Origin of the sequence: Streptomyces sp. NBC_00080 (genome assembly GCF_045041255.1) — a bacterium.
Classification (GTDB): domain Bacteria; phylum Actinomycetota; class Actinomycetes; order Streptomycetales; family Streptomycetaceae; genus Streptomyces; species Streptomyces coriariae.
This window is the reverse complement of the sequence record NZ_CP108235.1, coordinates 1,728,563-1,754,525: the sequence shown is the minus strand read 5'-3', so window position 1 is coordinate 1,754,525 and position 25,963 is coordinate 1,728,563. Positions and strand designations below refer to the sequence as shown.

The following is a 25,963-nucleotide window of genomic DNA, read 5'->3' as shown; positions in this document are numbered from 1 at the left end:
CCTCGGCCGTCCCCCGGAGTTATCCTGAGCCGCAGCCGGCCAGGAGGAGCCCCGAAGTGACCGAGACAGCGTCGCGTCCCACGCTGGAGGCCGTGGCCGCACGGGCCGGGGTCTCCCGGGCGACCGTGTCGCGCGTCGTCAACGGCGGGGACGGGGTCCGCGAGCCGCTCGTCGAGCGGGTCCGGCGGGCCGTGGAGGAGCTCGGGTACGTCCCCAACCAGGCGGCCCGCAGCCTGGTCACGAAGCGCCACGACGCGATCGCCGTGGTCATCGCCGAACCGGAGACCCGGGTCTTCGCCGACCCCTTCTTCGCGCTCCAGCTCCGCGGCATCAGCAAGGAACTGACGGCCCACGACAACCAGTTGGTGCTGCTGCTCACCGAGGGCCGTGACGATCACGCCCGGGTCGCCCGCTACCTCGCGGGCGGTCACGTGGACGGGGCCCTGGTCTTCTCGCTGCACCTCGACGACCCGCTCCCCGGGCTGATCCAGGGCGCCGGCGTCCCGACGGTGTTCGGCGGCCGTCCCGGCTGGAGCGACGGCACACGGGACGTGGTCTACGTCGACAGCGACAACCGCGGCGGTGCCCGCGAGGCCGTACGCCTGCTGGCCGGGCTCGGCCGCACCCGCATCGCGCACATCACCGGCCCCCTCGACCAGACCTCCGCGGCGGACCGGCTCGACGGATACCGGGAGGTCATGGGCGAGGACGACCCGCGGCTCGTCGTCGAGAGCGACTTCACCCCCGGCGGCGCCGAGCGCGCCATGCGGGAACTCCTCGACCAGTGTCCGGACCTGGACGCCGTGTTCGCCGCCAACGACCTCGCCGCCTCGGGCGCCCTGCGGGTCCTGCGCGAACGCGGGCGGCGGGTGCCCGAGGACGTCGCCGTGGTCGGCTTCGACGACATGCTGCCCGTCGCCGAACAGAGCGACCCGCCGTTGACGACGGTCCGTCAGGACATCGAGGAGATGGGCCGGATCATGGCCCGTCTGCTGCTGCGCCGCCTCGACCGGCGCGTCCCCGAGGAGGCACCGGGCGGTGTGGTCCTGCCGACCACTCTGGTGCGCCGAGCCTCGGCCTGACCGGGGCCACCGCCCCGCTCGCATGCGGCCTGCTCGGTCCTCGCAGGCCCGACCCAGCCCGGCCCGTCCCGGCCCCGTGCTCTTCCGGGCCGCCTCACATCTCCTGCGGCACGCTCTTGATCACGGCGAAGCGCGCCCCGTAGGGGTCGGCGAGCTTGGCGATGCGGCCGACGCCCTCGACGTCCGTGGCGGGCATCCGCACCCTGCCGCCCAGCTTCTCCGCCTTGTCCGCGACCGCGTCCGCGTCGGCGACCTCGAAGTACGGCAGCCAGTACGCGCCGGTCTCGGCCTCCGTGGGGTCGTCGGCCAGCGGCACGATCCCGCCGAACATCGCCTCCTCCCCGGCCCCGGACGGATTGACGCAGGTGTAGGTGCCGCCGGGGAAGGGGGCGGCCGAGGTCTCCAGGCCCAGCGTCGCGTTGTAGAAGGCGGCCGCCGCGGCGACGTCCGGGGTGTACAGCTCGACCCAGCACAGCGCGCCGGGTTCGTTCGCCACGTCCACGCCCACGGTCTGTCCCGGCTGCCAGAGTCCGAACGGCACGCCCGCCTGGTCGGCGAGGACCGCCATCGTGCCCCGGCCCATCACGTCCATCGGCGCGAAGAGGACCGTGCCGTGCTTCTGCTCGGCGACCTGCGCCGTGGCCTGCGCGTCTTGTGTCCGGAAGTAGACCGTCCACGAGGGCGGGCCCTGGCCCTGCGCGGTCTGCATGGCGCCCGCCACGGTCTTCCCGTCCAGCTGGAAGAAGCCGTAACCACCGGCGTCGGGTCCCGCCGACCGGAAGCGCCAGTCGAAGAGAGCGCCGTAGAAGGAGGTGGCGCCTTCGATGTCGGACGTGCCGACATCGATCCAGTTCGGAGCGCCGTTGACGAAACGGGTGGTGAGCATCGTGCCCTCCTCGAAGGGGTCCCGTTCTCTGCACTGCCGAGTCTCGCACCGCCCACTGACAATCGCTGCCGGAGCACGACCACCGGCGCGGCTTCGACGCCCGGTCACGGAAGGTGATGAACGGGCGCGAGGTGTCACGGGCGTGCGTCGTGCCTTCGTCCGGCGTGCCGAGAGTGTGCCGGGTGCACCGCGCGCCGCCGTGCGCAGGGGTGGGCGGCAGGAGCATCATCGGGCGGCCGGGGGCCTCGGGAGTCGCGTATATCCGGCGTTGATCGAACGTTTTTCGCCGCCGGGCACGATCCTGGCCATGTATACCGACACGATTCCGACACCCGACCTCGGCTGGCAGCGCGAGGCGCTGTGCGCACAGACCGGGGCGGAGTTCTTCTTCCCCGAACCCGGCAGTTCGGTGCGGGAGGCCAAGCGCATCTGCGGCATGTGCGAGATGCGTTCCGCCTGCCTCGAGTACGCCCTGGACAACGATGAGCGCTTCGGCGTCTGGGGCGGCATGTCCGAGAAGGAGCGCCTGAACCTGAGGCGCACGGCACGCTGAACCGCGCGGTCGCGGCGGCCCCGAATCCGAGTGACCGCGTCGCGGGGGTGCGGTTAGGATCCGGGGGCGTGTCCGGACGCGGCGCCAGGCGCAGGCACAACGCGCAGGCGCATCACGCCGGTTCGCATCCGGTCGTCCGGATGCGTGCGCGGTCCCGTAGAGCAGAGGCAGACTCGCCACCTTCTCAGGGTGGATACGCCGGTTCGAATCCGGTCGGGACCACGGTACGACGAGCACGGGGCGGGGACGGGGCGGGACGGCGACGGATGGGCGAGGACAGCGCAGGGGCGGCGTTCGGCCCGGCGGTCACCGAGGCGGAGCTGGCCGCCTTCCACGACGTCGTGGGCAGGCTGCGGGCGCTGCCCGTCGACGATCCCGTACGGCTGCGGGCCGAGCAGGTCGCCGCGTCCTTCGCGCGGGACGGACGGCTGCGACGGCGCAAGGAGCGAAGCGCCGAGGTGGCGGCCGCCGACGCGGCGGCGATGGCGGCGACCGCGACCGGGGCCCTGGACCGGCGCGAGGACGCGCCCCTGCCGGCCGCCGGACGCGGAGGGCGTTTCCACCGGCCGCGCAGCTGCTACGTCTGCAAGTCGGCCTATCGGGAGGTCGACACCTTCTACCACCGGCTCTGCCCCGCCTGCGCCGCGGACAACGAGGCCCGCCGCTCGCTGAGCACCGACCTGAGCGGGCGCCGTGTCCTGCTCACCGGCGGCCGGGTGAAGATCGGCTTCCAGCTGGCGCTGATGATGCTGCGGGACGGCGCGCAGACCGTCGTCACCTCCCGTTTCCCGCACGACACCGTCCGCCGGTTCCGCGCCGAGCCCGGCAGCGCGCGGTGGCTGGACCGGCTCACCGTCGTCGCCGTCGACCTGCGCGACCCGCGCCAGGTGCTGGGCCTGTGCGAGGAACTGCGCCGGGAGGGCGAACCGCTCGACATCCTCGTCAACAACGCGGCGCAGACCGTGCGTCGTCCGCCGGAGTCCTACGCCCTGCTGGCCGCCGGAGAGCGTGACGCGCTGCCCGAGGGGACGCGCCGGGCGCCCGGGTTCACCCCGATGCGGATGCTGGAGGGACTCGGCGGCTCGGTCTCCGCGTTGCCCGCGGCCCTGCGGGAGGCCGACGAGGCCGGACTGCTGCCCGACCCCTCCCCGGAGAACTCCTGGTCGGCCCGGCTGGGTGCGCTCGACCCGGCCGAGGTGCTGGAGACCCAGCTCGTCAACGCCCTCGCGCCCGCGCTGCTCTGCGACCGGCTGCTGCCGCTGCTGCTGGCCTCGCCGCATCCGCGCCGGTACGTGGTCAACGTGACGGCCGTCGAGGGCCGGTTCGCGGTGCGCAACAAGATGCCGGGGCATCCGCACACCAACATGGCCAAGGCCGCCCTCAACATGCTCACCCGCACCAGCGCGGCCGCGCTCGCCGAGCAGGGTGTGCACATGTGCGCCGTCGACACCGGCTGGATCACCGACGAGAACCCGGCGCCGAAGAAGGCCCGGATGGCGGGCGCGGGCTTCCGTACCCCGCTGGACGTCGTGGACGGCGCGGCCCGCGTGTACGACCCGATCGTGCGCGGCGAGGCCGGCCACCCGGTGTCGGGCGTGTTCCTCAAGGACTACCGGGAGGCACAGTGGTGAGTGAGGAGAACGCGACGGGGCCGCGTGCCGAGCCGGGGTCGAGGCAGGGGCAGGGGCAGGGACAGAGGTCGGAGCCGGAGCCGGGGTCGGGGTCGGGGTCGGGGTCGGAGCCGGGGTCGCTCGGCTTCGCCGGAGTGCCCCACGTGGTGCCCCGCCCCCTCGCCGATCTCGCCCCGCTGCTCGACTGGCTGCGGGCCGGACGCCCGGCGGGCGAGCGGCTGGACTTCGCCGCGGGCACCGCGCTGCCCGACGGGCGGCTCGACCTGTGCAAGCAGGGACTGGGGGCCGACGGCGCGGCCCTGGTCGCCAGGGCCCTGGCCGACGGGCCCTCGCCCGTACGGCATCTGCTCCTCGGTACCGATGCCCTCGGGGACGAGGGCGCCGCCACCGTGGCCGCCACGAGGGCGCCGGTCGAGACGCTCTACCTGGGGTGCAACGGCATCACCGCGGGCGGCGCCTGCCGTATCGCCGACCAACTGCGCGCCTCCCCCCAGGTGGTCACGGGGGTGTGGCTCAAACGCAACCCGCTGGGCCGGGGCGGTGGCCGGGCGGCGGCCGAACTCGTGCAGTCCGCCCGGACGTTGCGCACGCTCGACCTCGTGCAGACCGGACTCGACGCGGCGGGCGTCACCGTACTCGCCGACGCGCTGCTGGCCGCCGCGGGCAACGGACGGCGGGTCGAGCGGCTGTTCGTCGGCGGCAACCCGCTGGGAGAGGCGGGCGCTCAGGCGCTCGCGGCGGTGGTCGCCGCCGGGGCGATCGACGAACTGTACGTGTCCGCCGCCCGGTTGGGCGACACGGGCGCGCTCCGGCTCGCCGACGCCCTGGAGCGGGCGCCGTACGGACGGCTCACCCGGTTCTCGGTGGCCAGCAACGGCATCGGACCCTCTGCCGCGGCCCGGCTGGTCGGCGCGGCCACCGTCGCCGGTGTCACCCTGCTGGACCTCGGCCGGGTCCGGGCGGCGGCCGTGCTCGGTGCGGCGGACAACCGGCTGGACCTGGCGGCCGCCGAGAGCATGGGGCGGACGCTGGCGGCCGGCGAGCACCGCCTCGCCCACCTCGTCCTGCGCCACACGGGCCTGCGCAGCCGTGAGGCCCACCGCATCCTCGACCACGCGCCCCGCGCGGCCACCGCCACCCGCTTCGTCCTGGGCCGGGGCGTCGCCGCCACCGTCAAACGCCGCCTGGCGGCCCTCAGCGCCCATGTCCCGCCCCCGGCCGTCCCGCCCGACGTGGCTGCCGTACGCAGCGTGCACCGCACGGCGGCGCCGGAGGCACCCGCGGTGGACTGAGGCCCGTCCGCCGGGTCCCGGTCCACCCGGTCCGTCCCGCCGGTTCAGCGCCGCATCCCCGTGAACACCCCCATCCAGAACTTCTGTTGCTGCTCGGACGCGCCCACCAGGTACGTCGCCCGCAGTTTGGCCGGCAGATGCGTGACCAGGCGGGCCACCACGGTGTGATGCCTGCGCAGTTGGGACAACTCCGCGTTGGCGAGGATCTGGTGGACGACGTCGCTGTCGTCGCCGCCCTCGTCGGAGCGGGCGGCGGCGCGGCGCAGCCGGGCCTCCCACGCGTCCGCGTCCCGGGCCAACTCGCGCAGGCCCGTCACGGGGCGTCCCTTCAGGCGGTCGATCAACGCGGTCAGCGGTACCGGCGCGTACTCGCCGTCGCCGAGGTAGACCGTGGCCATCTCCAGCGGCAGCCCGCGCCGGTGCAGCTTGATCAGCCGCTCCAGGGTGCGCTTGGTGATCCAGGCGCGGCCCTCCTCGTCGATGTCGTGCTTCCACCACTCCAGCACCGTCTCGGCATCCGCCCCGTAGCGTGCCAGCAGCCACTCGTTGGCCGGGATGTCCTCGGGCGACACCTCCAGGGAAGCCGTGAACCGGGTCGCCTGCGCGATGTTGTTGCGGGACACCAGCAGCTTGCGGCCCAGGTGGTACGGCGGATTCTGCACGGCTATCTGGGCCCGCAGGTTCTCGATCCGCTTCCCCGCCAGCGACCACTCCTGGGTGATCTCCATCAGCTTGGCGAACGCGGCCTTGTCCTTGGGCCGGTTGTACTCGTCCCACACGATCGCCTTGGGCTCGGCGCCGGTGAACTTCGCCGCGAGGAGGTTGTCCAGCGTGCCGTCCGGCGACGGTACGGGCGCGCAGAGGTCCTCGACGTTGGTCACCGGCAGCGAGAAGTACAGGGCGTCCCGCCCCAGCCCCGCGCGGACCGTCTCGCGCACCAGTTCCGTCTTGCCGCACCCGTGCGGCCCATGAGGTCGAGCAGCTCACGCTCGGCGCCCGCGTGCCCGCGCCGGGCCGCCAGCAGCGAATTGAGCAGGGCGGAGGACGTCACCGCGTCGACGGTCTCCTGATCGGCGGGGACCGCGCCTGCCACCAGGTGCACGCACAGCCGCTCCTCGGGCACGGGCGGGTGACGCATGCGCTTCAGCTCGCCGTACACGCGGGTGTCGGTCCGCGTGAACGTCTCGTACGACACCGGCTCCAGCCCGTGGGCCGTCAGGTCCTCGACGTACAGGGCGTGCACCCGGCGCGGGTCGACGCCGGTCGGGCGGCCGTTCAGCAGGGGCAGTTCCTCGCGGCCCAGCCGCACCAGTGCCACATGGTTGATGGACACCTCGGCGGCCAGCTCGAACACCGGATCCTCGCGCAGCTCCGGCTCGGCGAGGAGATGCCGGTGCACGAGGTGCCGGGCCTCGTGGAAGAGGACGAACTTGACGCCGTCCAGGCCCAGTCCGACGAAGAAGTCCGGGTTGTACAGCAGCAGGCAGGTGCCGTCGCCGGAGGCGACCACGGCCGCCGTGTCCACCGCCGTCGTCGGGATCTGGTGATGGCACTTGGTGTACAGCCAGGACGCCACCGCCGACTCGGTCAGCCCGAAGTCCAGCAGCGCGGCCTCCTTCAGCCGCCGGGCCCGGGCGACCACCTCGGGGTCCGCCGGGCGGTACGCCTCCAGTGCCCTGCGGTCGGCCAGGTCGACCACGGGCGGACGTCGCCGCCCCCGCTCCCCGTACCCCATGTCGAGCCCCCCGTGCCCTTTTTGCGCGCTTCCCCCAGTGCCTCATTGGTACCAGGCCCCACCGACAACGGGCCAAGGCATTACGCTCTGGGGCAAGGGCGGGGTCGTAGCGCAGAGGCAGCCGCACCGGTCTCCAAAACTGGATCACGCTGGTTCGAATCCAGCCGCCCCGCCCCCCTTCCACACCCGGTGCCTCAGGCGATGGCGCCCGCCGTCACGACGAGCTCCGGCGTCGTCCCGTGGAACGTGCCGATGAGCTGCGCCAGCACCGCCCAGGCCTCCTCGCGCCCGCCCAGGTGGTCCCGCACGAGCGGGCGCAGGGCGTCCTCGGCGTCGCGGACCCGGGCCGGGAACATGACATGGCCCAGGGACAGCACCTCCAGGACCCGGGAGGCCGGACCGTGGGCGGTCGCGTACTGGGCCGGGCCGTCGAGTACGCCCGCCTGCCGCAGCCGGTGGGTGAACTTGGGGTGCGAGCCGAACCGGGCGCGCAGCGCGGGCGGGCAGTCCGGGCGCACCGACAGCGCCCAGCGCGGGTAACCGGGCAGCGCCAGCTCGTCGTGGGCCGCGCCGACCGTCTCCCAGTCGTCGCGGGTCAGCACCATGGAGGCGGCCGCGCGGGCGGAGGGCATGGAGTCCGCCCTGCGCAGCGCGCCGACGAGGCCGTGCCGGACGTAGCTCTCGGGGACGTCGGGCTCCTGCCGCTCGTGGATCGAGCGCACCGACAGGGGCTTCGTGCGCCCGGGGCCGAACGGCACCCCGCGGGCGAGGGCCCGGCGCAGACCGAGGTCGTTGCCGACGAAGCGCCACACGATGGAGTTCAGCGCGGGGTCGTCCTGCTCCAGGACCCAGAGCACCACCGAGGCGGGCGCGGTGGGCCAGGTCCACGCGCGGTTCAGGCTGCGCTGGAGCGTGGCCGCGTTCTCCGTGGTGGCCGGGGGCAGACCGATCCGCGCGCGGATCCGGTCGGCGGTGTCCTCGTCGGTCAGTCCGAGCAGGAAGCCGACCGCCTGCTGGACCGTGTCGCTGTCACCCATGGCGGCATGATGCCGCAGGTCGCGAACGGCCCGCACCGGGAAATCGATTCCCTGTGCGAGCCGTCGACGCGACCAGTGGGGGTGGGGCGGGTCAGCCGGCCGCGCGCGCCGCCATCCGCGCCTTGCGCGCCGCCAGCTTCTCGTCGAACTTGGACGCCTCAGAGTCGAGGCCGCCCATGTACAGGCCGATCTCCTCCTGCGCCTTCTGGCCCTCGGGGCCGAGACCGTCGACCTCCATGACCTTCAGGAAGCGCAGCACGGGCTGGATGACGTCGTCGTGGTGGATGCGCAGGTTGTACACCTCGCCGATCGCCATCTGCGCGGCGAACCGCTCGAAGCCGGGCATGCCGTGGCCGGGCATGCGGAAGTTGACGAGGACGTCGCGCACGGCCTGCATGGTCAGATCGGGGGCCAGCTCGAACGCGGCCTTCAGCAGGTTGCGGTAGAAGACCATGTGCAGGTTCTCGTCGGTCGCGATGCGCGCCAGCATGCGGTCGCAGACCGGGTCCCCGGACTGGTGGCCGGTGTTGCGGTGGGAGACGCGGGTCGCCAGCTCCTGGAAGGCGACGTAGGCGACCGAGTGCAGCATCGAGTGCCGGTTGTCGGACTCGAAGCCCTCGCTCATGTGGGACATGCGGAACTGCTCCAGCTTGTCCGGGTCCACCGCGCGCGAGGCGAGCAGGTAGTCGCGCATCACGATGCCGTGCCGGCCCTCCTCGGCCGTCCAGCGGTGCACCCAGGTGCCCCAGGCGCCGTCGCGGCCGAAGAGCGAGGCGATCTCGTGGTGGTAGCTGGGCAGGTTGTCCTCGGTGAGCAGGTTCACGACGAGCGCGATCCGGCCGATCTCGGTGACCTTGGACTGCCCCTTCTCCCAGGCCTCGCCGTCCTCGAAGAAGCCGGGGAAGTTGCGGCCGTCGCTCCACGGCACGTACTCGTGGGGCATCCAGTCCTTGGTGACCTTCAGATGCCGGTTGAGTTCGTTCTCGACCACTTCCTCCAGCGCGTGCAGCAGCTTGGCGTCGGTCCAGACGGCGGGGCTACCGAGGTGCGGGGAGGTGATCGTCACGAGAACTCCAGGGGGACGTGAAGCGGAGTGGAACACTCCGGCGAGCGAGGCCGGAACTTGCGGAATCGTAGGCTACGTATCCGTAGGTTACGAAACCGTAGGTTAAGAACAGCGTAAACATCCCTGATCAGCCGCGTTGCGTCAAGTAGATCGGGGCATGTCGAACAGCCCCGGGAACCGCAGGTCCCAGGGCTGAAAGGGTGACGGGATCACCCGCTCAGGCGTACAACTCACGCAGCCGCACCGAGAGGCATGTCACACATCCCTCGAGTTTCTCGAACTCGCCGATGTCGACGACGACCGGCTCGTGACCGAGATCGGCGAGCAGGTCCGCCGTCTTCGGCGCGGCGGCCGAGATGAGCACGTGCGGGCCGCCGAGCAGCACCACGTGCGAGCCGGCCTCCTCGGGCACCGACAGGAAGCGCGGGAACAGCGACGGCCGGTCCACCTTGGGGATGTGACCGATCACCGTGCCGTCGGGCAGCGCCGTGACCGCCGACTTCAGGTGCAGCACCTTGCTCACCGGTACGGCCACGACCCGCGCGCCCAGCGGCTCGAAGGCGGCGCGCACCTGCTGGACGCCGGCCGCGTTGGTACGGCCGCCCCGGCCGACGTAGATCGTGTCGCCGACCTTGAGCACGTCACCGCCGTCCAGGGTGCCCGGCTCCCAGATCCAGTTCACCGAGCAGCCCAGGCGGGCCACGGCCTCCTCGACCCCGAGGGTCTCGTCGCGCCGGGACTCGGCGCCGGAGCGCGCGATCAGGGCGACGTTCCTGTACATCACCACCGTGTCCTCGACGAACACGGAGTCCGGGCAGTCGTCGGCCGGGTCGACCTCGACGGTCTCCCAGCCGTGCGCCCGCAGGGCCTCGGCGTACGCCTCCCACTGCTCCAGGGCGAGCTCCACGTCGACCTTCTCCCGCTCGACGTGCGTCACCAGGCCTTCGGCGAGGCGCGGGCTGGGGCGGCGGATGAGGGCCTTCTTGCTGGGCACGTCCAGGTCTCCGAATCGGGTGGCACAGACCGGCGCCTCGGACGCGGCGCCGGTCAGCCATCATGCAGGGCGGGGCCACCAGGACAAAACCCCGCAGTAACAATGTGCTCCTCCTGAGACCATGCGAGGACGTCCGGCCTAGGCCGGATCCGCCACCTCCGCCGCCGTCGTCTCCCGCAGCTCCCCGTCCAGCAGCAGCCAGCGGGTGATGCCGAGGGACTCCAGGAACGGCAGGTCGTGGCTGGCCACGATCAGCGCGCCCTCGTAGGACTCCAGGGCGGTGGTGAGCTGGCGCACGCTCGCCATGTCGAGGTTGTTGGTCGGCTCGTCCAGCATGAGCAGCTGGGGTGCAGGCTCGGCCAGCATCAGGGCCGCCAGGCTCGCCCGGAAGCGTTCCCCGCCGGACAGCGTGGCCGCCTTCTGATCGGCGCGGGCGCCCCGGAACAGGAAGCGGGCCAGCCGGGCCCGGACCCGGTTGTTGGTGGCGCCCGGCGCGAACCGGGCCACGTTCTCGGCGACCGTGAGCTCGCCGTCGAGGATGTCGAGGCGCTGGGGCAGGAAACGCAGCGGCACGTGCGCGTGTGCCTCGCCCGCCTCCGGCGCCAGCTCCCCGGCGATGGTGCGCAGCAGCGTCGTCTTGCCCGCGCCGTTGCGCCCGACCAGCGCGACCCGCTCCGGACCGCGCAGGTCGAAACCACCGTCCACGCGCGCGCCGTACGCGAGCCGGAGGTCCTGGAGCAGCAGGACCTCGCGCCCCGGCGGCACGGCCGTGTACGGCAGTTCGACGCGGATCTCGTCGTCGTCCCGTACGGCCTCCACCGCGTCGTCGAGACGCTCCTTGGCCTTGGCGAGCTTCTCCTCGTGCATGATCCGGTACTTGCCCGCCGACTCCTGCGCCGCGCGCTTGCGCGCCCCCATCACGATCTTCGGTTCGCGCTTCTGGTCGGACATCTTCTGCCCGTACCGCTTGCGGCGGGCCAGCGTGACCTGGGCGTCGACCAGTTCGCGCTTCTGTTTCTTCAGGTCGGCCTCCGCGACGCGCACCATGCGCTCGGCGGCCTCCTGCTCGGTGGCCAGGGCCTCCTCGTAGGCGGAGAAGTTGCCGCCGTACCAGGTGACCCCGCCGGAGCGCAGGTCGGCGATCTGGTCGACGAGGTCGAGCAGCTCGCGGTCGTGGCTGACCACGATCAGTACGCCCGGCCAGGAGGTGACCGCCGCGTACAGCCGCCGCCGGGCGTACAGGTCGAGGTTGTTGGTCGGCTCGTCCAGCAGCAGGACGTCGGGCCGGCGCAGCAGCAGCGCGGCCAGCCGCAGCAGGACCGACTCGCCGCCCGACACCTCGCCGATGGTGCGGTCGAGATCGATGTGGCCGAGCCCGAGTTCGCCGAGGGTGGCCAGCGCGCGCTCCTCGACGTCCCAGTCGTCGCCGAGGGTCTCGAAGTGGCGTTCGGAGGCGTCACCGGCCTCGATGGCGTGCAGCGCGGCGCGCTGCGGGGCGATGCCGAGCGCCGCGTCGACCTTGAGCGTGGTGTCGAGGGTGACGTTCTGCGGAAGGTGTCCGACCTCGCCGGCGCGGCGCACCGTGCCGTCGGAGGGGGCGAGTTCCCCGGCGATCAGCTTCAGCAGGGTCGACTTGCCGGAGCCGTTGACGCCGACGAGTCCGGTCCGGCCGGGGCCGAAGGCGACGTCGAGCCCGTCGAAGACGGGGGTGCCGTCCGGCCAGGAGAAGGCGAGGGAGGTACAGGTGACGGAGTGAGTCAAGGCGGGCCTCGTGGTTGCGTGTGCGGTCAGGGCGACACGTGTCGAGACACCGGAAAGCGGCGACCACCCGCGGCAGCGGGGGAGCACGGAGACATGAAGGAAGTCCTGCTCCGCAAGGACGGCTCGAAGGCCGAGGTCGCACGCGGCGCACACACTCCAGAGGTGTGGCGCGGTGTCTCATGACCTCAGACGAGCAACGTCCTTCTCCTATCGACGGCAACAGAACCGTTCTCAACGGTAGGAGGGCCCGGAAGGGCTGTCAACGGATTAACAGGCGTCGCGCATCAGCTCCGCCAGGTCGTGGTCGAGGTCGAGCTGCCGGTACTCCGTGCCGGCGGGCACCAGCTCGCTGGTGGCCTGCAGGAAGTCACGGATCTCCGCCGTGTGGACGTGCACGACGGCGGTGCCCTCGGGCGCGTGGAACTCCAGCACGGTGCGGCCGTACCCGTAGGGCCGCACCCGGACGTCGCCGTGGCCCTCGGCGTCGTGCACACCCGCGGCGAGCAGGTCACGGGCGAAGGTCCAGCAGACCTCGACGCCCTCCAGGGTGGCCGGAGCCGGGAAGGTCATGCGGACGGCGAAGGGGTCCCGCCGGTCGTAGGACAGGGTGGCGGGGATGGTCTGCATCCGGGGTGCGGCGGCGACCAGACGTGCCTCTACGGACTGCTCGATGACGGTGGACAACGCCTTGCTCCCTCGTGACGGCGGGACGATCTTCCGGGCGGTGCGTCCGGACACTGGAAGAGACGCCGGAAGCGGCCGATCCGTGCACACCCTTTGCGAGTGACCTCGGTCACCGTCTTTCATGCACACGAGTGACTCACCTCTCCTCCCGCGCCTCGTGCGGCGGTTGAGGCGGTCGCGGGCATCTGGACGCGACCGAAAGCCGTGGGCTAGCTTCGCCCGCCATGAGGCGCTTGGGGAAGACGCGACGCACGGTTCGTACGGCACGGGGGAGCGGCCGGGTGGCGGCGGCGGCCTGCGGGGCGGCACTGGCCCTCCTGACCGCCCTGCCCGCCCAGGCGCACACACCGGGGACCGCGGCGCCGCACTGGGACCTCAAGGACACCGGCACGGCCTCCGTACGGTTCCGGGGCCTCGCCGCGGTCGACCGGCACACCGCCTGGGTGTCCGGCACCCAGGGCACCGTCCTGCGCACCACCGACGGCGGCGCGAGCTGGCGAAACGTCTCGCCGCCCGGCGCCGCAGACCTCCAGTTCCGGGACGTCGAGGCCTTCGACGCGCGCCGCGCGGTGGTGCTCGCCATCGGCGAGGGCGAGGCGTCGCGGGTGTACCGCACCGAGGACGGCGGGACGACCTGGACGGAGTCCTTCCGCAACACCGACGCCCACGCCTTCTACGACTGCCTGACCTTCTTCGACCGCCGTCACGGCCTCGCCATGAGCGACCCGGTGGACGGAAAGTTCCGCATCCTGTCCACCGGCGACGGCGGCCGCTCCTGGAAGGTGCTGCCGAACGACGGCATGCCGGCCGCCCTGGACGGCGAGGCGGGCTTCGCGGCCGGCGGCCAGTGTCTGGTCGCCTCCGGGACGAAGGACGTCTGGCTGGCCACCGGCGGGGCCGCACGCGCGCGCGTGCTGCACTCCTCCGACCGCGGACTGACGTGGACGGCCGCCGACACCCCGATCCCCGCAGGGGACCCCGCGCGCGGGGTCTTCGCCATCGCCTTCCGCGACCGCACCCACGGCCTCGCCGTCGGCGGCGACTACCGCGCCGACCAGCCCTCCCCGCGGGCGGCCGCCGCGACCGGCGACGCGGGCCGCACCTGGCGACCGGCCGGCACACCCCCGCCCGCCTACCGCTCCGGCGTCGCCTGGCTCCCGCACAGCCGCTCCGCCGCCCTCGCCGTAGGACCCACCGGCACCGACCTGACCACCGACGCCGGCCGGACCTGGCGCACGCTCGACACGGGCTCGTACGACACCGTGGACTGCACCGCCGATCTCGGCTGCTGGGCCGCCGGCGAGAAGGGGCGCGTGGCTCGCCTGGAGAACTGAGCCGCTTCCGGGGTACCCGGTGGGTGCGAACGCGAAAGGAGTGAGCGCCCATGCCACGCGGTTCCGGCCCCAAGCGGGAGCGCCAGTACGAGCACATCAAGGAGAGCGCGCAGGAACGGGGCGAGAGCGCCGGACGCGCGAAGGAGATCGCCGCCCGGACGGTCAACAAGGAACGCGCCCGGTCCGGAGAGTCCAAGACCGCGAGTCGCACCTCCACCCAGGACATGTCGTCCGGCAAGCGGGGCGGCCAGCGCTCCGGCAAGGGCTCCCAGGGACCCACGTACGACCAGCTCTACGAGGAGGCCAGGCGACGGGGCGTCAAGGGCCGTTCGGACATGAACAAGAGCCAGTTGCAACGCGCGCTCGGCGACAAGAACTGACGCGTCGGCGGCGGAACACGATCGCGGGTCCGTCCCCGGGAGTCGTACGCTCGTCCCCACGATGACGACCGTAGAGATTCCGGCGGGCTGGCCCGCGACCGAGGAAGCGGCCCGCGCCGTCCAGGACGAGCTGCGGGCCCGCGTGGTGCTCGACGAACCGGGTCCGCCGCCGGGCACGGGGTACGTGACGGGTGTCGACGTCGCCTACGACGACGAGCGGGACGTCGTCGCGGCGGCGGCCGTCGTGCTGGACGCGGCGAGCCTCGACGTCGTCGCCGAGGCCACCGCCGTCGGGCGGATCTCCTTCCCGTACGTGCCCGGCCTGCTCGCCTTCCGCGAGATCCCCACCGTGCTCGCCGCGCTGGAGGCTCTGCGCCGGCCGCCCGGCCTGGTCGTCTGCGACGGCTACGGCCTGGCCCACCCGCGCCGCTTCGGCCTCGCCAGCCACCTGGGCGTCCTCACCGGCCTGCCCACCGTCGGCGTCGCCAAGAACCCCTTCACCTTCAGGTACGACGATCCCGACGCCCCGCGCGGATCGGCGTCCCCGCTGCTGGCGGGCGACGACGAGGTGGGTCGTGCGCTGCGCACGAGGGCGGGTGTCAAGCCGGTCTTCGTGTCCGTCGGCCACCGCGTCACCCTGGACGACGCCTGCGCCCACACCCTCGCCCTCACCCCGCAGTTCCGCCTCCCGGAAACGACCCGGAGGGCCGACGCACTGTGCCGGCGGGCCCTTCAGGAGGCGACCACCCGCCACTGACCGACCTCCTGGTGGGCGGAGTCGTAGACCGCCGACCCGTCCCCGGCCTCCAGGGCGTAGTGCTTCAGGTTGCCACCCCAGTAGCGCAGGATGCGGCTCAGCTCACCCACCGGGTCCTGGGCCGACGCGCCCTCGTCCACGGTGACTTCGAGAACGAACTTCATACAGCTCCCCTTCCGTGCCGATCAGTCACTTCCATCGTTTCATTGAAGTGCTTGTTGGCACTTGGCGGCCGATGCGCCCTGCGGCACCGGGGGAGCGGCGCGAAAAGTCCCCAATCGGGGTACGGGCGCGGGGCGAGCGGCCGGGCACCCGCGGACGTCCGGGCGGGCCGCCCGGGTGCGCGGGCCGAGTACGTCGTCTGCGTACGTGTCCGAGTACGTCGTCTGAGTACCCGTACGGATGTGCGGCCCGTGCTCCGCTCGGCAGGCTGGGCCCATGACCACGCACCGTGCCCCCAAGCCCCTGGCCGACCCGAACCGGCCCGTCGAGCGTGCCGTGAACGCCGCGCTGATCCTCGCCGTCCTGGCGGGTGTCGGCTGGATCGCGGGCATGATCTACACGCTGGTGCAGTGGCCGGTCTGAGGCCGGGGACCCGGCACGGGGACGGTCAGCGGCGGGACGCGACGCGGAAGCGGACACCCGCCCGGGTCAACCGTCCGGTCAGCGCGTCGCCCATCGCCACGGCCGTCGTCACCTGCCCCGCCGTCGGCGGGAGGTCGTCGCAGGCCAGGGCCAGCGCCGCCTCGGCGAACATCTTCGCCGTCTCGTCGTAGCCGGGATCGCCGCCCGCCACCTCGGTGCACACCCGGCGCCCGCCGCCCTCGCCGACGAACCGCACCGAGAACCAACTCCGCGCCCGCTTCTGCGCGCTGGGCCCCTCCCCGGGCTTGAGCCGGTCCGACAACCAGCGCCGGGCGGGCGGCAGCTGGGCCGCCGCGGCGAGCGTGCCGACCGCCGCGACCCCGCCCACGGCGACGGGCAGCCGTCGTACGGCCGCGTAGTGCCGGTAGCGGAAGTCGGGCCCGTACCGCGGCAGCGCCCTCGCCGACCGCAGCACGATCTGCGGGTCGATGGTCGGCAGCGGCAGTGCCCAGGCGCCTACCTCCGGGGCGAACCGGGGCGGGCCCACCGGCGCGGCGGCCCGACGGCCCATCAGCCGCGGTTCGTGCCGGCCGCGCTCCCGCGCGGCGGCCAGCATCTGCCGGCCGCGCGCGAACTGGCCCAGCGCGGAGGCGAAGGTGCCGCCCGAGAAGGTGGCGTCCACGGACACGAAGCCGTCCACGGTCAGGGGCACGCCCTCGGGAAGCTGCCGGACGGTGAAGTACACGCCCAGGTCGTGCGGGACGGAGTCGAAGCCGCACGCGTGGAGCAGCCGCGCACCCGTCTCCCGCGCGCGTGCGTCGTGCCGGACGTACATCAGGTCCACGAACTCCGGCTCGCCGGTGAGGTCGAGGTAGTCGGCGCCGGTGTCCGCGCAGGCCGCCACGAGTTCCTCGCCGTACGACACGTACGGACCCACCGTCGTGGCCACCACGCGCGCCTGCTCGGCGAGCGCGCGCAGGGACGCCGGGTCCGAGACGTCGGCCCGCAGCACCCCGACGTCCCCGCCGAGCCGCTCGCGCAGCCGCTCCAGCTTCTCCCCGCCCCGGCCTGCGATCGCCCAGCGCAGACCGTCGGGCGCGTGGGCGGCGAGGTACTCCGCGGTGAGCGTTCCCACGAAGCCGGTGGCCCCGAAGAGCACGATGTCGTACGGACGGTCCGACCTTTTCAGCCTGCTCATGACACCCCTTCGTCGTTGCGCAGCCCGCGCCGCTGTCGGTGGCTGAGGCTAGCGTGAGCAGTGCGGAGACCGACGGCAGGTGCCCCTAAAGTGTCTAAGCGCTTGCTCGCTCACCTCTTGTGCCCACTGGAACACGTTCTTAACATCACTGGTGTTACATCGGTTGTGTCACAGCAAGGGGGCTGGATGACGACGGGACGGACGGCCGGTCACGGCCCGCTGGCGGGCGTGCGCGTGGTGGAACTCGCCGGGATCGGCCCCGGCCCCTTCGCGGGCATGCTGCTGGCCGACCTCGGCGCCGACGTCGTCCGCGTGGACCGCCCCGGCGGTTCCGCTCTGGCCATCGATCCCGCCCACGACATCACCAACCGCAACAAGCGCTCGGTGATCGTCGACCTCAAGGCACCGGACGGCCCCGCGCGCGTGCTCGACCTCGCCGCGCGCGCCGACGTGCTCATCGAGGGCAACCGGCCGGGTGTCGCCGAACGCCTCGGCGTCGGCCCCGGGGACTGCCACGCCCGCAACCCCCGTCTGGTCTACGGCCGGATGACCGGCTGGGGCCAGGACGGCCCGCTCGCCGACCGCGCCGGTCACGACGTCTCCTACATCGCCGTCACCGGCGCGCTCGGCCTGATCGGCACCCCGGACCGGCCGCCGCCCGTCCCCGCCAACCTGCTGGGGGACTACGCGGGAGGCTCCCTCTACCTCGTCGTCGGTGTCCTCGCCGCCCTGCACCACGCGCGCATGAGCGGCACCGGCCAGATCGTCGACGCGGCCATCGTCGACGGCACCGCGCACCTCTCCGCGATGATCCACGGCATGCTCTCGGCCGGCGGCTGGCAGGACCGGCGCGCCGCCAACCTGCTCGACGGCGGCTGCCCGTACTACGGCACCTACGAGACCGCCGACGGCGGGTACATGGCCGTCGGCGCCCTGGAACCGCAGTTCTACGACGCGTTCGTGGACCTTCTCGGCCTCGAGGACCTCCGCGAGGCCCGCACGGACTGGACACGCTGGGGCGAACTGCGCGAGGCCGTCGCCGCCCGCTTCCGCTCCCGCACCCGGGACGAGTGGACGGCCCGTTTCGAGGGCTCCGACGCGTGTGTGTCGCCCGTGCTGTCGCTGCGCGAGGCCCCGCGCCACCCACATCTCGCGGCCCGCGGCACCTTCACCGACCACGACGGCATCACCCAGCCGGCCCCCGCGCCCCGGTTCTCCGCCACGCCCACGGCGGTGCGCACCGGGCCCGCGCGGCCGGGCGCCGACACGCGCGAGGTGGCCCGTGACTGGGACGTACCGGAGCTCGTGACGGACCGTGTGAGGACGCCCGCCGAGACCGCGGCGGGTACCCCCGCGGAGGCGAACGCGACGACCACGGCGACCACCACCGAGACGACCCCTGTGACGACCACTGCGACGACCCCTGTGAAGGACTTCCCGCACCAGGGCGACTGACCCCGCCCCGCACGGCCCACCCTCCCGAAAGGCTTACCAGTGAGCACCGAAGCGTACGTGTACGACGCGATCCGCACCCCGCGCGGGCGCGGCAAGGCGAACGGCGGCCTGCACGGCACGAAGCCCATCGATCTCGTCGTCGGCCTCATCCACGAGCTCCGAAGCCGCTTCCCCGGCCTCGACCCGGCCGCCATCGACGACATCGTGCTGGGCGTCGTCGGCCCCGTAAGCGACCAGGGCTCCGACATCGCGCGCATCGCCGCGATCGCGGCAGGACTTCCGGACACCGTGGCGGGCGTGCAGGAGAACCGCTTCTGTGCCTCGGGTCTGGAGGCCGTCAACCTGGCCGCCATGAAGGTCCGTTCGGGATGGGAGGACCTCGTCCTGGCCGGCGGGGTGGAATCGATGTCCCGGGTGCCGATGGCCTCGGACGGCGGCGCCTGGTTCAACGACCCGATGACCAACCTGGCCGTCAACTTCGTGCCGCAGGGCATCGGCGCCGACCTCATCGCCACCATCGAGGGCTTTTCCCGCCGCGATGTCGACGAGTACGCGGCCCTGTCGCAGGAGCGGGCGGCGACGGCCTGGAAGGAGGGCCGCTTCGACCGCTCCGTGGTGCCGGTGAAGGACCGCAGCGGCCTCGTCGTCCTCGACCACGACGAACACCCCCGCCCCGGCACCACCGCCGACTCGCTCGGCAAGCTGAAGCCGTCCTTCGCCGACATCGGCGAGCTGGGCGGCTTCGACGCGGTGGCGCTCCAGAAGTACCACTGGGTGGAGAAGATCGACCACGTCCACCACGCGGGCAACTCCTCCGGCATCGTCGACGGCGCCTCCCTGGTCGCGATCGGCTCCAGGGAGGTCGGCGAGCGCCACGGGCTCACCCCCCGCGCGCGGATCGTCTCCGCGGCGGTCTCCGGCTCCGAGCCGACGATCATGCTCACCGGCCCCGCGCCCGCCACCCGCAAGGCCCTCGCCAAGGCCGGCCTGACCATCGACGACATCGACCTCGTCGAGATCAACGAAGCGTTCGCGGCGGTCGTCCTGCGCTTCGTCAAGGACATGGGCCTGTCCCTGGACAAGGTCAACGTCAACGGCGGCGCCATCGCCCTCGGCCACCCGCTCGGCGCCACCGGCGCGATGATCCTCGGCTCGCTCGTCGACGAACTGGAGCGCCAGGACAAGCGCTACGGCCTCGCCACCCTCTGCGTCGGCGGCGGGATGGGCATCGCCACCATCGTCGAGCGCGTCTGACCACCCCGGCGGAACTCAGAGACTTCTACGGAGACCCTGTCATGACACAGAGCACCACCATCCGCTGGGAACAGGACCGCACCGGCCTCGTCACCCTCGTCCTCGACGACCCCGACCAGTCCGCGAACACCATGAACGCGGCCTTCCGCGCCTCCCTCGCCGCGGTCACCGACCGTCTGGAGGCCGAGAAGGACTCCATCCGGGGCGTCATCCTCACCTCCGCGAAGAAGACGTTCTTCGCCGGCGGCGACCTGCGCGACCTCATCCGCGTCACCCCCGAGACGGCCCAGGAGCTGCTGGACGGCGGACTGGAGATCAAGCGCAACCTCCGTCGCATCGAGACCCTCGGCAAGCCGGTCGTCGCCGCCCTGAACGGCGCGGCGCTCGGCGGCGGCTACGAGCTGGCCCTCGCCTGCCACCACCGCGTCGCCCTGGACGCGCCCGGCTCCAAGATCGGCTGCCCCGAGGTCACCCTCGGCCTGCTGCCCGGCGGCGGCGGTGTGGTGCGCACCGTCCGGCTGCTGGGCATCACCGACGCCCTCCTCAAGGTCCTCCTCAAGGGCACCCAGTACAGCCCGCGGCGAGCCCTGGAGAACGGCCTGGTCGACGAGGTCGCCGACTCGCCCGACGAACTGCTCGCCAAGGCCCGCGCCTTCATCGACGCGAACCCCGAGTCGCAGCAGCCGTGGGACAGGCCGGGATACCGCATCCCCGGCGGCACCCCGTCCAACCCCCGGTTCGCCGCCAACCTGCCCGCGTTCCCGGCCAGCCTGCGCAAGGAGACCAACGGCGCCCCCTACCCGGCTCCGCGGAACATCCTCGCCGCGGCCGTCGAGGGCGCCCAGGTCGACTTCGAGACCGCGCAGGTCATCGAGGCCCGCTACTTCGTCGAACTGGCCGCCGGGCAGACGTCGAAGAACATGATCCAGGCGTTCTTCTTCGACCTCCAGGCCGTCAACTCCGGCGTCAGCCGCCCCCGGGGCGTCGCACCGCGCCAGGTCCGCAAGGTGGCCGTCCTGGGTGCCGGGATGATGGGCGCGGGCATCGCCTACTCGTGCGCCCGCGCGGGCATCGACGTCGTCCTCAAGGACGTCTCCCTGGAGGCCGCCCTCAAGGGCAGGGCCTACTCCGAGAAGCTGTGCGCGAAGGCCGTCTCGCGGGGCCGTACGACCCAGGAGAAGGCGGACGCGCTGCTCGCCCGCATCACGCCCACCGCCGACCCCCAGGACCTCGCCGGCTGCGACGCGGTGATCGAGGCCGTCTTCGAGGACACCTCCCTCAAGCACAAGGTGTTCCAGGAGATCGAGCAGGTCGTCGCCCCCGACGCCCTGCTGTGCTCCAACACCTCCACCCTGCCGATCACCGCCCTCGCCGAAGGCGTCGAGCGTCAGGACGACTTCATCGGGCTGCACTTCTTCTCGCCCGTGGACAAGATGCCGCTCGTCGAGATCATCAAGGGCGAGCGCACCGGCGACGAAGCGCTCGCGCGCGCCTTCGACCTGGTCCGGCAGATCAAGAAGACGCCGATCGTCGTCAACGACTCGCGCGGCTTCTTCACCTCGCGGGTGATCGGTCACTTCATCAACGAGGGCGTCGCCATGGTCGGCGAGGGCATCGAGCCCGCGTCCGTGGAGCAGGCGGCGGCCCAGGCGGGCTACCCGGCCAAGGTCCTGTCCCTCATGGACGAGCTCACGCTCACCCTCCCGCGCAAGATCCGCAACGAGTCCAGGAGGGCCGTGGAGGAAGCGGGCGGTGTCTGGCCCGGCCACCCCGCCGAGGCCGTCATCGACCGCATGGTCGACGAGTTCGGCCGCACCGGCCGCAGTGGCGGAGCCGGCTTCTACGAGTACGGCGAGGACGGCGGGCGGGCCGGGCTGTGGCCGGGCCTGCGGGAGCACTTCACGCGCGCGGGCGCCGAGATCCCCTTCCGGGACATGCAGGAACGCATGCTCTTCGCCGAGGCGCTCGACACCGTCAAGCTCCTCGAAGAGGGAGTCCTGACGTCCGTCGCGGACGCCAACATCGGCTCCCTCCTCGGCATCGGCTTCCCCGGCTGGACCGGCGGAGTCCTGCAGTACATCAACGGCTACGAGGGCGAAGGCGAGCTGGGCACCGGGCTCCCCGGATTCGTGGCCCGCGCGCGTCAGCTCGCCGAGCGCTACGGCGACCGCTTCACCCCGCCCGCGCTGCTGGTGGAGAAGGCGGAACGGGGGGAGACCTTCACGGACGGGCGCTGAGCCACCGGGCCGTCACGGGGAGCCGTCCGCCGGCGGCTCCCCGAGCCACTCCCGCAGCTCCTCCGTCAGCGACCGCTGGAAGGCCGTCAGCAGTGCCTGGACGACCAGGGGCTGCATGTGCGCCGACAGCGACCTCACCGCCTGCGCGTCGCGCTCCGGCACCTCCTCGCGCAGCAGCCGCGACAGCTCGTGGGCCGCGGCGCGCGCGTGGTCGAGGAGGACGGTCCGGGCCGCGAGGATCGCCTCCGGCGACAGCGGCACGTCGAGGAGCCGCACGCCCAGCCTCAGCAGCCCCGCGTCGACGCGGTACGCGTCCTCGTCCGCCGGGTCACCGGTGTCCAGCACGCCCATCGCGGCGAGCCGGTCCACGTCCTCCTCGCCGAGCGCCCGCCCGGCCCGCCGCTGCAGTTCCGCGCGCGGCACCGTCTCCACCGCGACCGGCGCCCACGAGGCCACGACGGCCCGGTGCACGGCGAGGTCGTGGGCGTCGAGACCGGGCGGCAGCCGGTCCAGATAGCGTTCGATCGCCGCCAGTGTCAGGCCCTGCCGGCGCAGCTCCTCGATCAGCGCCAGGCGCGCCAGATGCCCGGCACCGTAGTGCCCCACCCGGCGCGGACCGATGACCGGCGGCGGCAGCAGCCCCTTGGTGCCGTAGAACCGCACCGTCCGTACCGTGACGCCCGCCCGGGCGGCCAGCTCGTCGACCGTGAGGGCCGGATCCTCGGTCTCGATCGTCATGTGCAGCAGTATCGCTGTCACACCGGTGCTGTGAAACCGGTCGACTCCCGGTGGACACCGTGTGAGAAGCGACGCGCTGTGACACGGACCACCGCATGACCGCCGGTGCCTCGGGGAAGCCGCTGCCTTGGTCTGTGCCCCTACCCGGGAGCCGCGGGCCACGACCGTACGGACACCCGGGCACACCCCGCCCGGGCGCACCAGAGAGTGGTACCACCCGTGAGCAAGGACAGCGTGCGCACGGCCGACGTCGCCGCCCACCCCCGGGCGACCGCGACACCCGCGGACGCGGGCGACGCCGGCTACAGCAAGGACCTCAAGCACCGCCACGTCAACATGATCGCCATCGGCGGTGCCATCGGCACCGGCCTCTTCCTGGGCGCCGGAGGACGCCTGCACAACGCCGGCCCGGCCCTCGCACTCGCCTACCTCGTCTGCGGCGTCTTCGCCTTCCTCGTGGTCCGCGCCCTCGGCGAGCTGGTCCTCTACCGGCCCTCCTCCGGCTCCTTCGTGTCCTACGCGCGCGAGTTCCTCGGTGAGAAGGGCGCCTATGTCGCCGGGTGGATGTACTTCCTGAACTGGTCGACGACCGGCATCGCCGACATCACCGCGATCGCGCTGTACACGCACTACTGGAGCATGTTCACGAGCATCCCCCAGTGGGTGCTCGCGCTCGTCGCCCTCGCGGTCGTGCTGGCCGTGAACCTGATCTCGGTGAAGATCTTCGGCGAGATGGAGTTCTGGTTCGCGATCGTCAAGGTCGCCACCCTGGTCGCCTTCATGTGCGTCGGCGTCTTCCTGCTCGCCACCCAGCACCCGGTGGACGGCCGGACGCCCGGCCCGAGCGTGATCACGGACCACGGCGGTCTCCTCCCGCACGGCGTGATGCCCGTCGTCCTCGTCATGCAGGGCGTGATCTTCGCCTACGCCGCGCTGGAGCTGGTCGGCGTCGCCGCGGGCGAGACCGCCGAGCCGGAGAAGGTCGTCCCGCGCGCGGTGAACTCGATCATGTGGCGCGTCGGCCTCTTCTACGTCGGCTCCGTCGTCCTGCTCGCGCTGCTGCTGCCCGGCTCGGCCTACTCGGCCGACGAGAGCCCCTTCGTGACCGTGCTGTCGAAGATCGGCGTCTCGGGCGCCGGTGACGTGATGAACCTGGTGGTCCTCACCGCCGCCATGTCCTCCCTGAACTCAGGCCTGTACTCCACCGGCCGCATCCTGCGCTCCATGGCCATGGCGGGTTCGGCCCCGAAGTTCACCGCCAGGATGAACCGCAGCCAGGTCCCCTACGGCGGCATCCTGTTGACCTGCGGTGTCTGTGTGCTGGGTGTCGGGCTGAACTTCCTCATGCCCAGCCAGGCCTTCGAGATCGTGCTGAACATCGCCTCCCTCGGCATCATCAGCACCTGGGTGATCATCATGGTCTGCCACCTGGTCTTCGTCCGGCGTGCCAGGGCGGGCCTCCTCACCCGTCCCGACTTCCGGCTTCCCGGCAGCCCGGTCACCGAGATCGTCACGATCGCCTTCCTGGTCGCCGTCCTCGGCCTGATGGGGAACGACCCCGAGGTCGGTCGCAAGACGCTGCTGCTGATCCCGGTGATCGCGGCCGCCCTGGTCGGCGGCTGGTACGCGGTCCGCAGCAGGGTGTCCAGGGCGACGGACGCCGAACTGACGGAGCTGTCCCGGCCCACGGAGTGACGGACGAGGCGGCAGGCGAGGCAGCGGCTCGGAGCCACTGTCAGTGGGATCGCCTACCGTGGCGTCATGTCGGAGATCACTTACGTCCGGGGTGACGCCACCGTTCCCTCGGTGAAGGGCGTCAAGGTGATCGCCCATGTCTGCAACGACCTCGGGGGGTGGGGAAAGGGCTTCGTCCTGGCGCTGTCCCGCCGCTGGCCGGAGCCGGAGGCCGCCTACCGTGCCTGGCACCGCGAGCGCGCCTCGAACGACTTCGGCCTGGGCGCGCTCCAGCTCGTCCGGGTGAAGCCCGACGTCTGGGTCGCCAACATGATCGGCCAGCGCGGCACCCGGACGGGCAGCAAGGGCGTCCCCGTGCGCTACCCGGCCATCGACACCGCCCTGGCCCGCCTCGCCGACCACGCGATCGAACTCGGCGCGTCGGTGCACATGCCCCGGATAGGCTGCGGTCTGGCCGGCGGCAAGTGGTCCCGCGTCGAACCGCTCGTCACCGAGCGGCTGGTCGAGCGGGGCGTCGCGGTGACGGTGTACGACCACGGGGAGGGGTAGCGCCCATGAGCGCCGACGACGAGAACACCGGGAACACGAGCACCGGGAACACAGGCGACACGAGCACCGGGAACACCGAGCACGCCGAGGGCATCGACGTCCTGGTGCTGGGCGGGGCTGGCGTGGACACGATCGTGTACGTACCGGAACTGCCGCTCCCGTACGCCGACAGCTACATGATCGACAGCGGTATCCGCGCCCGTGCGGGACAGACCGGCGACTTCGTCGCCCTGGGCCTCACCGCCCTCGGTCTGCGCACCCACCACCTCGACTTCCTGGGCGACGACCCCGAGGGAGACCTGGTCCGCGCCCTGCACCGGGACAAGGACATCGCCCTCACCGCCGTCCCGCAGCCCGCCGGGACCAAGCGGGCGGTCAACCTGGTCGGCCCGGACGGGCGGCGGCTGTCGCTGTACGACAACAGCCGCGGGCGCCCGGACGACCGCTTCCCCGAGGACACCCTGCGGCGCCTCGCCACCGCGGGCCGCCACGCGCACGTGTCCATCACGCACCCCTGCGCCGAGGCCCTGCCCGTACTGCGCGAGGCGGGCGTCGGCATCTCCACGGACCTGCACAACTGGGACGGGGAGAACCCCTACCACGAGGCCTTCGCCTACCAGGCGGACGTCGTCTTCGTCTCCGTGACCGCCCTGACCGACCCGGAGACGACCATGCGCCGTATCGCCGAGCGGGGCCGCGCCGAGGTGGTCGTCGCGACGGCCGGCGCCAAGGGCGCCTATCTGCTCACCGACGGCGAGCTGACCCACGTCCCGGCAGCCGTCCCGCCCGGCCCGGTGGTGGACTCCAACGGCGCGGGGGACGCCTTCGCGTCCGCCTTCCTCTTCGGCCGGCTGGGCGGCGAGCCGCCGCACCGGTGCGCCGAGTACGGCGCTCTGGCCGGCGCGTACGCCTGCACGGTGCCGGCCACGGAGAGCGCCGCCCTCTCGCGCGACGCACTCCTGGCCCGGGCGGCTGCCACCGGGCGGTAGCACCGGTCCGGGCCAGGTGCCCCTGCGTCCGGCGGGAGTTCGGAGTTCGGGGCGGCAGCGGGCGGCGACGA

At 72.6% G+C, this 25,963-nt stretch carries 24 protein-coding genes, 2 tRNA genes and 1 pseudogene; 16 read left to right on the top strand and 11 right to left on the bottom strand.

All coding sequences use genetic code 11. From position 1 onward, the window contains the following. The first annotated feature begins 56 nt into the window (after nucleotides 1–56). Nucleotides 57–1,082 carry a LacI family DNA-binding transcriptional regulator gene (locus OHU34_RS07850; RefSeq protein ID WP_405765531.1) on the top strand — a complete coding sequence of 342 codons (1,026 nt, stop codon included), beginning with the start codon at nucleotides 57–59 and terminating at the stop codon, nucleotides 1,080–1,082. 94 nt (nucleotides 1,083–1,176) lie between these two features. Here OHU34_RS07850 and OHU34_RS07845 read toward each other — a convergent pair whose 3' ends face one another. Beyond that, nucleotides 1,177–1,968, bottom strand: a complete 792-nt coding sequence (locus OHU34_RS07845; protein WP_405765529.1) for a VOC family protein — start codon at nucleotides 1,966–1,968, stop codon at nucleotides 1,177–1,179. Nucleotides 1,969–2,275: 307 nt separating this feature from the next. Between OHU34_RS07845 and OHU34_RS07840 the strand changes: the two genes are divergently transcribed. The 4 genes from OHU34_RS07840 to OHU34_RS07825 all read left to right on the top strand — a co-directional run bounded on the left by OHU34_RS07840 (nucleotide 2,276) and on the right by OHU34_RS07825 (nucleotide 5,444). After that, nucleotides 2,276–2,521 carry a WhiB family transcriptional regulator gene (locus OHU34_RS07840; RefSeq protein WP_020129424.1) on the top strand — a complete coding sequence of 82 codons (246 nt, stop codon included), beginning with the start codon at nucleotides 2,276–2,278 and terminating at the stop codon, nucleotides 2,519–2,521. Between the two features lie 150 nt (nucleotides 2,522–2,671). After that, nucleotides 2,672–2,743 (top strand) — tRNA-Glu (locus OHU34_RS07835). Between the two features lie 44 nt (nucleotides 2,744–2,787). Continuing rightward, complete coding sequence (locus OHU34_RS07830; RefSeq protein ID WP_142267079.1) at nucleotides 2,788–4,152, top strand: SDR family NAD(P)-dependent oxidoreductase; 1,365 nt, start codon at nucleotides 2,788–2,790, stop codon at nucleotides 4,150–4,152. A gap of 143 nt (nucleotides 4,153–4,295) precedes the next feature. Further along, a complete protein-coding gene (locus tag OHU34_RS07825; RefSeq protein WP_405765525.1) occupies nucleotides 4,296–5,444 on the top strand; it encodes a ribonuclease inhibitor in 1,149 nt (382 codons plus the stop codon). A gap of 44 nt (nucleotides 5,445–5,488) precedes the next feature. On the opposite strand, the pseudogene OHU34_RS07820 reads toward OHU34_RS07825, so the two are convergent. Together OHU34_RS07820 and OHU34_RS07815 are read right to left on the bottom strand one after the other, a co-directional pair. Further along, nucleotides 5,489–6,412, bottom strand: a pseudogene (locus tag OHU34_RS07820) (AAA family ATPase); the annotation flags it as partial. Further along, a complete protein-coding gene (locus tag OHU34_RS07815; RefSeq protein WP_405765522.1) occupies nucleotides 6,322–7,179 on the bottom strand; it encodes a DUF2201 family putative metallopeptidase in 858 nt (285 codons plus the stop codon). The pseudogene OHU34_RS07820 and the gene OHU34_RS07815, both read right to left, overlap by 91 nt. 98 nt (nucleotides 7,180–7,277) lie before the next feature. Here OHU34_RS07815 and OHU34_RS07810 point away from each other — a divergent pair. Further along, a tRNA-Trp gene (locus tag OHU34_RS07810) sits at nucleotides 7,278–7,353 on the top strand. A 20-nt stretch (nucleotides 7,354–7,373) separates the two neighbouring features. Here OHU34_RS07810 and OHU34_RS07805 read toward each other — a convergent pair. The 5 genes from OHU34_RS07805 to OHU34_RS07785 all read right to left on the bottom strand — a co-directional run bounded on the left by OHU34_RS07805 (nucleotide 7,374) and on the right by OHU34_RS07785 (nucleotide 12,721). After that, on the bottom strand, nucleotides 7,374–8,216 hold the full coding sequence (locus OHU34_RS07805) for a hypothetical protein (protein ID WP_200839861.1): 843 nt from the start codon (nucleotides 8,214–8,216) through the stop codon (nucleotides 7,374–7,376). Between the two features lie 91 nt (nucleotides 8,217–8,307). Further along, complete coding sequence (locus tag OHU34_RS07800) at nucleotides 8,308–9,282, bottom strand: acyl-ACP desaturase (protein ID WP_230194102.1); 975 nt, start codon at nucleotides 9,280–9,282, stop codon at nucleotides 8,308–8,310. 217 nt (nucleotides 9,283–9,499) lie between these two features. Further along, nucleotides 9,500–10,276 carry a dimethylargininase gene (ddaH, locus tag OHU34_RS07795; RefSeq protein ID WP_142267082.1) on the bottom strand — a complete coding sequence of 259 codons (777 nt, stop codon included), beginning with the start codon at nucleotides 10,274–10,276 and terminating at the stop codon, nucleotides 9,500–9,502. 138 nt (nucleotides 10,277–10,414) lie between these two features. Beyond that, nucleotides 10,415–12,037, bottom strand: a complete 1,623-nt coding sequence (locus tag OHU34_RS07790) for an ABC-F family ATP-binding cassette domain-containing protein (RefSeq protein WP_405765518.1) — start codon at nucleotides 12,035–12,037, stop codon at nucleotides 10,415–10,417. A gap of 267 nt (nucleotides 12,038–12,304) precedes the next feature. Next, nucleotides 12,305–12,721, bottom strand: a complete 417-nt coding sequence (locus OHU34_RS07785; protein WP_142267084.1) for an SsgA family sporulation/cell division regulator — start codon at nucleotides 12,719–12,721, stop codon at nucleotides 12,305–12,307. A gap of 224 nt (nucleotides 12,722–12,945) precedes the next feature. Between OHU34_RS07785 and OHU34_RS07780 the strand changes: the two genes are divergently transcribed. The 3 genes from OHU34_RS07780 (at nucleotide 12,946) to OHU34_RS07770 (ending at nucleotide 15,192) form a co-directional block, all read left to right on the top strand. Then, nucleotides 12,946–14,055 (top strand): WD40/YVTN/BNR-like repeat-containing protein, encoded by a 1,110-nt coding sequence (locus OHU34_RS07780; protein WP_405765515.1) that lies wholly within the window; start codon nucleotides 12,946–12,948, stop codon nucleotides 14,053–14,055. Nucleotides 14,056–14,105: 50 nt separating this feature from the next. Then, nucleotides 14,106–14,435 carry a plasmid stabilization protein gene (locus OHU34_RS07775; protein WP_230194099.1) on the top strand — a complete coding sequence of 110 codons (330 nt, stop codon included), beginning with the start codon at nucleotides 14,106–14,108 and terminating at the stop codon, nucleotides 14,433–14,435. Between the two features lie 61 nt (nucleotides 14,436–14,496). Next, complete coding sequence (locus OHU34_RS07770; protein ID WP_405765512.1) at nucleotides 14,497–15,192, top strand: endonuclease V; 696 nt, start codon at nucleotides 14,497–14,499, stop codon at nucleotides 15,190–15,192. On the opposite strand, the gene OHU34_RS07765 is transcribed toward OHU34_RS07770, so the two are convergent. After that, nucleotides 15,168–15,356 carry a hypothetical protein gene (locus OHU34_RS07765; RefSeq protein WP_020129437.1) on the bottom strand — a complete coding sequence of 63 codons (189 nt, stop codon included), beginning with the start codon at nucleotides 15,354–15,356 and terminating at the stop codon, nucleotides 15,168–15,170. The genes OHU34_RS07770 and OHU34_RS07765 overlap by 25 nt on opposite strands. Before the next feature lie 274 nt (nucleotides 15,357–15,630). Here OHU34_RS07765 and mmpA point away from each other — a divergent pair, with 274 nt between their 5' ends. Next, nucleotides 15,631–15,777, top strand: a complete 147-nt coding sequence (gene mmpA, locus OHU34_RS07760) for a morphogenic membrane protein MmpA (RefSeq protein ID WP_020129438.1) — start codon at nucleotides 15,631–15,633, stop codon at nucleotides 15,775–15,777. A gap of 25 nt (nucleotides 15,778–15,802) precedes the next feature. Here the strand turns inward: mmpA and OHU34_RS07755 are convergent, their stop codons facing one another. After that, entirely contained in the window at nucleotides 15,803–16,975 is a 1,173-nt protein-coding gene (locus tag OHU34_RS07755; protein ID WP_142267087.1) for a trans-acting enoyl reductase family protein, read from the bottom strand. Nucleotides 16,976–17,161: 186 nt separating this feature from the next. Between OHU34_RS07755 and OHU34_RS07750 the strand changes: the two genes are divergently transcribed. From OHU34_RS07750 to OHU34_RS07740, 3 genes are read left to right on the top strand one after another with little or no spacing between them, the layout of a single operon-like run. Further along, complete coding sequence (locus OHU34_RS07750; protein ID WP_142267088.1) at nucleotides 17,162–18,430, top strand: CaiB/BaiF CoA-transferase family protein; 1,269 nt, start codon at nucleotides 17,162–17,164, stop codon at nucleotides 18,428–18,430. 39 nt (nucleotides 18,431–18,469) lie between these two features. Further along, nucleotides 18,470–19,684 (top strand): acetyl-CoA C-acetyltransferase, encoded by a 1,215-nt coding sequence (locus OHU34_RS07745; protein WP_405765509.1) that lies wholly within the window; start codon nucleotides 18,470–18,472, stop codon nucleotides 19,682–19,684. Between the two features lie 41 nt (nucleotides 19,685–19,725). Next, nucleotides 19,726–21,921 (top strand): 3-hydroxyacyl-CoA dehydrogenase NAD-binding domain-containing protein, encoded by a 2,196-nt coding sequence (locus OHU34_RS07740; protein WP_230194097.1) that lies wholly within the window; start codon nucleotides 19,726–19,728, stop codon nucleotides 21,919–21,921. A gap of 12 nt (nucleotides 21,922–21,933) precedes the next feature. Here OHU34_RS07740 and OHU34_RS07735 read toward each other — a convergent pair whose 3' ends face one another. Continuing rightward, nucleotides 21,934–22,659, bottom strand: coding sequence for a MerR family transcriptional regulator (locus OHU34_RS07735; protein WP_142267090.1), 726 nt, complete (start codon nucleotides 22,657–22,659; stop codon nucleotides 21,934–21,936). A gap of 219 nt (nucleotides 22,660–22,878) precedes the next feature. Here OHU34_RS07735 and OHU34_RS07730 point away from each other — a divergent pair, with 219 nt between their 5' ends. The 3 genes from OHU34_RS07730 (at nucleotide 22,879) to OHU34_RS07720 (ending at nucleotide 25,892) form a co-directional block, all read left to right on the top strand. Then, nucleotides 22,879–24,354, top strand: coding sequence for an amino acid permease (locus tag OHU34_RS07730; protein WP_405765506.1), 1,476 nt, complete (start codon nucleotides 22,879–22,881; stop codon nucleotides 24,352–24,354). Nucleotides 24,355–24,420: 66 nt separating this feature from the next. Then, entirely contained in the window at nucleotides 24,421–24,903 is a 483-nt protein-coding gene (locus OHU34_RS07725) for a macro domain-containing protein (protein ID WP_020129445.1), read from the top strand. 5 nt (nucleotides 24,904–24,908) lie between these two features. Then, the gene (locus OHU34_RS07720; RefSeq protein ID WP_405765503.1) at nucleotides 24,909–25,892 is read left to right on the top strand and encodes an adenosine kinase; all 984 of its coding nucleotides are present in this window, start codon (nucleotides 24,909–24,911) and stop codon (nucleotides 25,890–25,892) included. The last annotated feature ends 71 nt before the right edge of the window (nucleotides 25,893–25,963 follow it).

Coding starts and splice junctions, on each gene's coding strand:
- OHU34_RS07845 (WP_405765529.1), bottom strand. CDS start 1,968: ATGCTCACCACCCGTTTCGTCAACGGCGCTCCGAACTGGATCGATGTC.
- OHU34_RS07840 (WP_020129424.1), top strand. CDS start 2,276: ATGTATACCGACACGATTCCGACACCCGACCTCGGCTGGCAGCGCGAG.
- OHU34_RS07830 (WP_142267079.1), top strand. CDS start 2,788: ATGGGCGAGGACAGCGCAGGGGCGGCGTTCGGCCCGGCGGTCACCGAG.
- OHU34_RS07815 (WP_405765522.1), bottom strand. CDS start 7,179: ATGGGGTACGGGGAGCGGGGGCGGCGACGTCCGCCCGTGGTCGACCTG.
- OHU34_RS07805 (WP_200839861.1), bottom strand. CDS start 8,216: ATGGGTGACAGCGACACGGTCCAGCAGGCGGTCGGCTTCCTGCTCGGA.
- OHU34_RS07780 (WP_405765515.1), top strand. CDS start 12,946: ATGAGGCGCTTGGGGAAGACGCGACGCACGGTTCGTACGGCACGGGGG.
- OHU34_RS07775 (WP_230194099.1), top strand. CDS start 14,106: ATGCCACGCGGTTCCGGCCCCAAGCGGGAGCGCCAGTACGAGCACATC.
- OHU34_RS07770 (WP_405765512.1), top strand. CDS start 14,497: ATGACGACCGTAGAGATTCCGGCGGGCTGGCCCGCGACCGAGGAAGCG.
- OHU34_RS07765 (WP_020129437.1), bottom strand. CDS start 15,356: ATGAAGTTCGTTCTCGAAGTCACCGTGGACGAGGGCGCGTCGGCCCAG.
- mmpA (WP_020129438.1), top strand. CDS start 15,631: ATGACCACGCACCGTGCCCCCAAGCCCCTGGCCGACCCGAACCGGCCC.
- OHU34_RS07755 (WP_142267087.1), bottom strand. CDS start 16,975: ATGAGCAGGCTGAAAAGGTCGGACCGTCCGTACGACATCGTGCTCTTC.
- OHU34_RS07750 (WP_142267088.1), top strand. CDS start 17,162: ATGACGACGGGACGGACGGCCGGTCACGGCCCGCTGGCGGGCGTGCGC.
- OHU34_RS07740 (WP_230194097.1), top strand. CDS start 19,726: ATGACACAGAGCACCACCATCCGCTGGGAACAGGACCGCACCGGCCTC.
- OHU34_RS07735 (WP_142267090.1), bottom strand. CDS start 22,659: ATGACGATCGAGACCGAGGATCCGGCCCTCACGGTCGACGAGCTGGCC.
- OHU34_RS07725 (WP_020129445.1), top strand. CDS start 24,421: ATGTCGGAGATCACTTACGTCCGGGGTGACGCCACCGTTCCCTCGGTG.
- OHU34_RS07720 (WP_405765503.1), top strand. CDS start 24,909: ATGAGCGCCGACGACGAGAACACCGGGAACACGAGCACCGGGAACACA.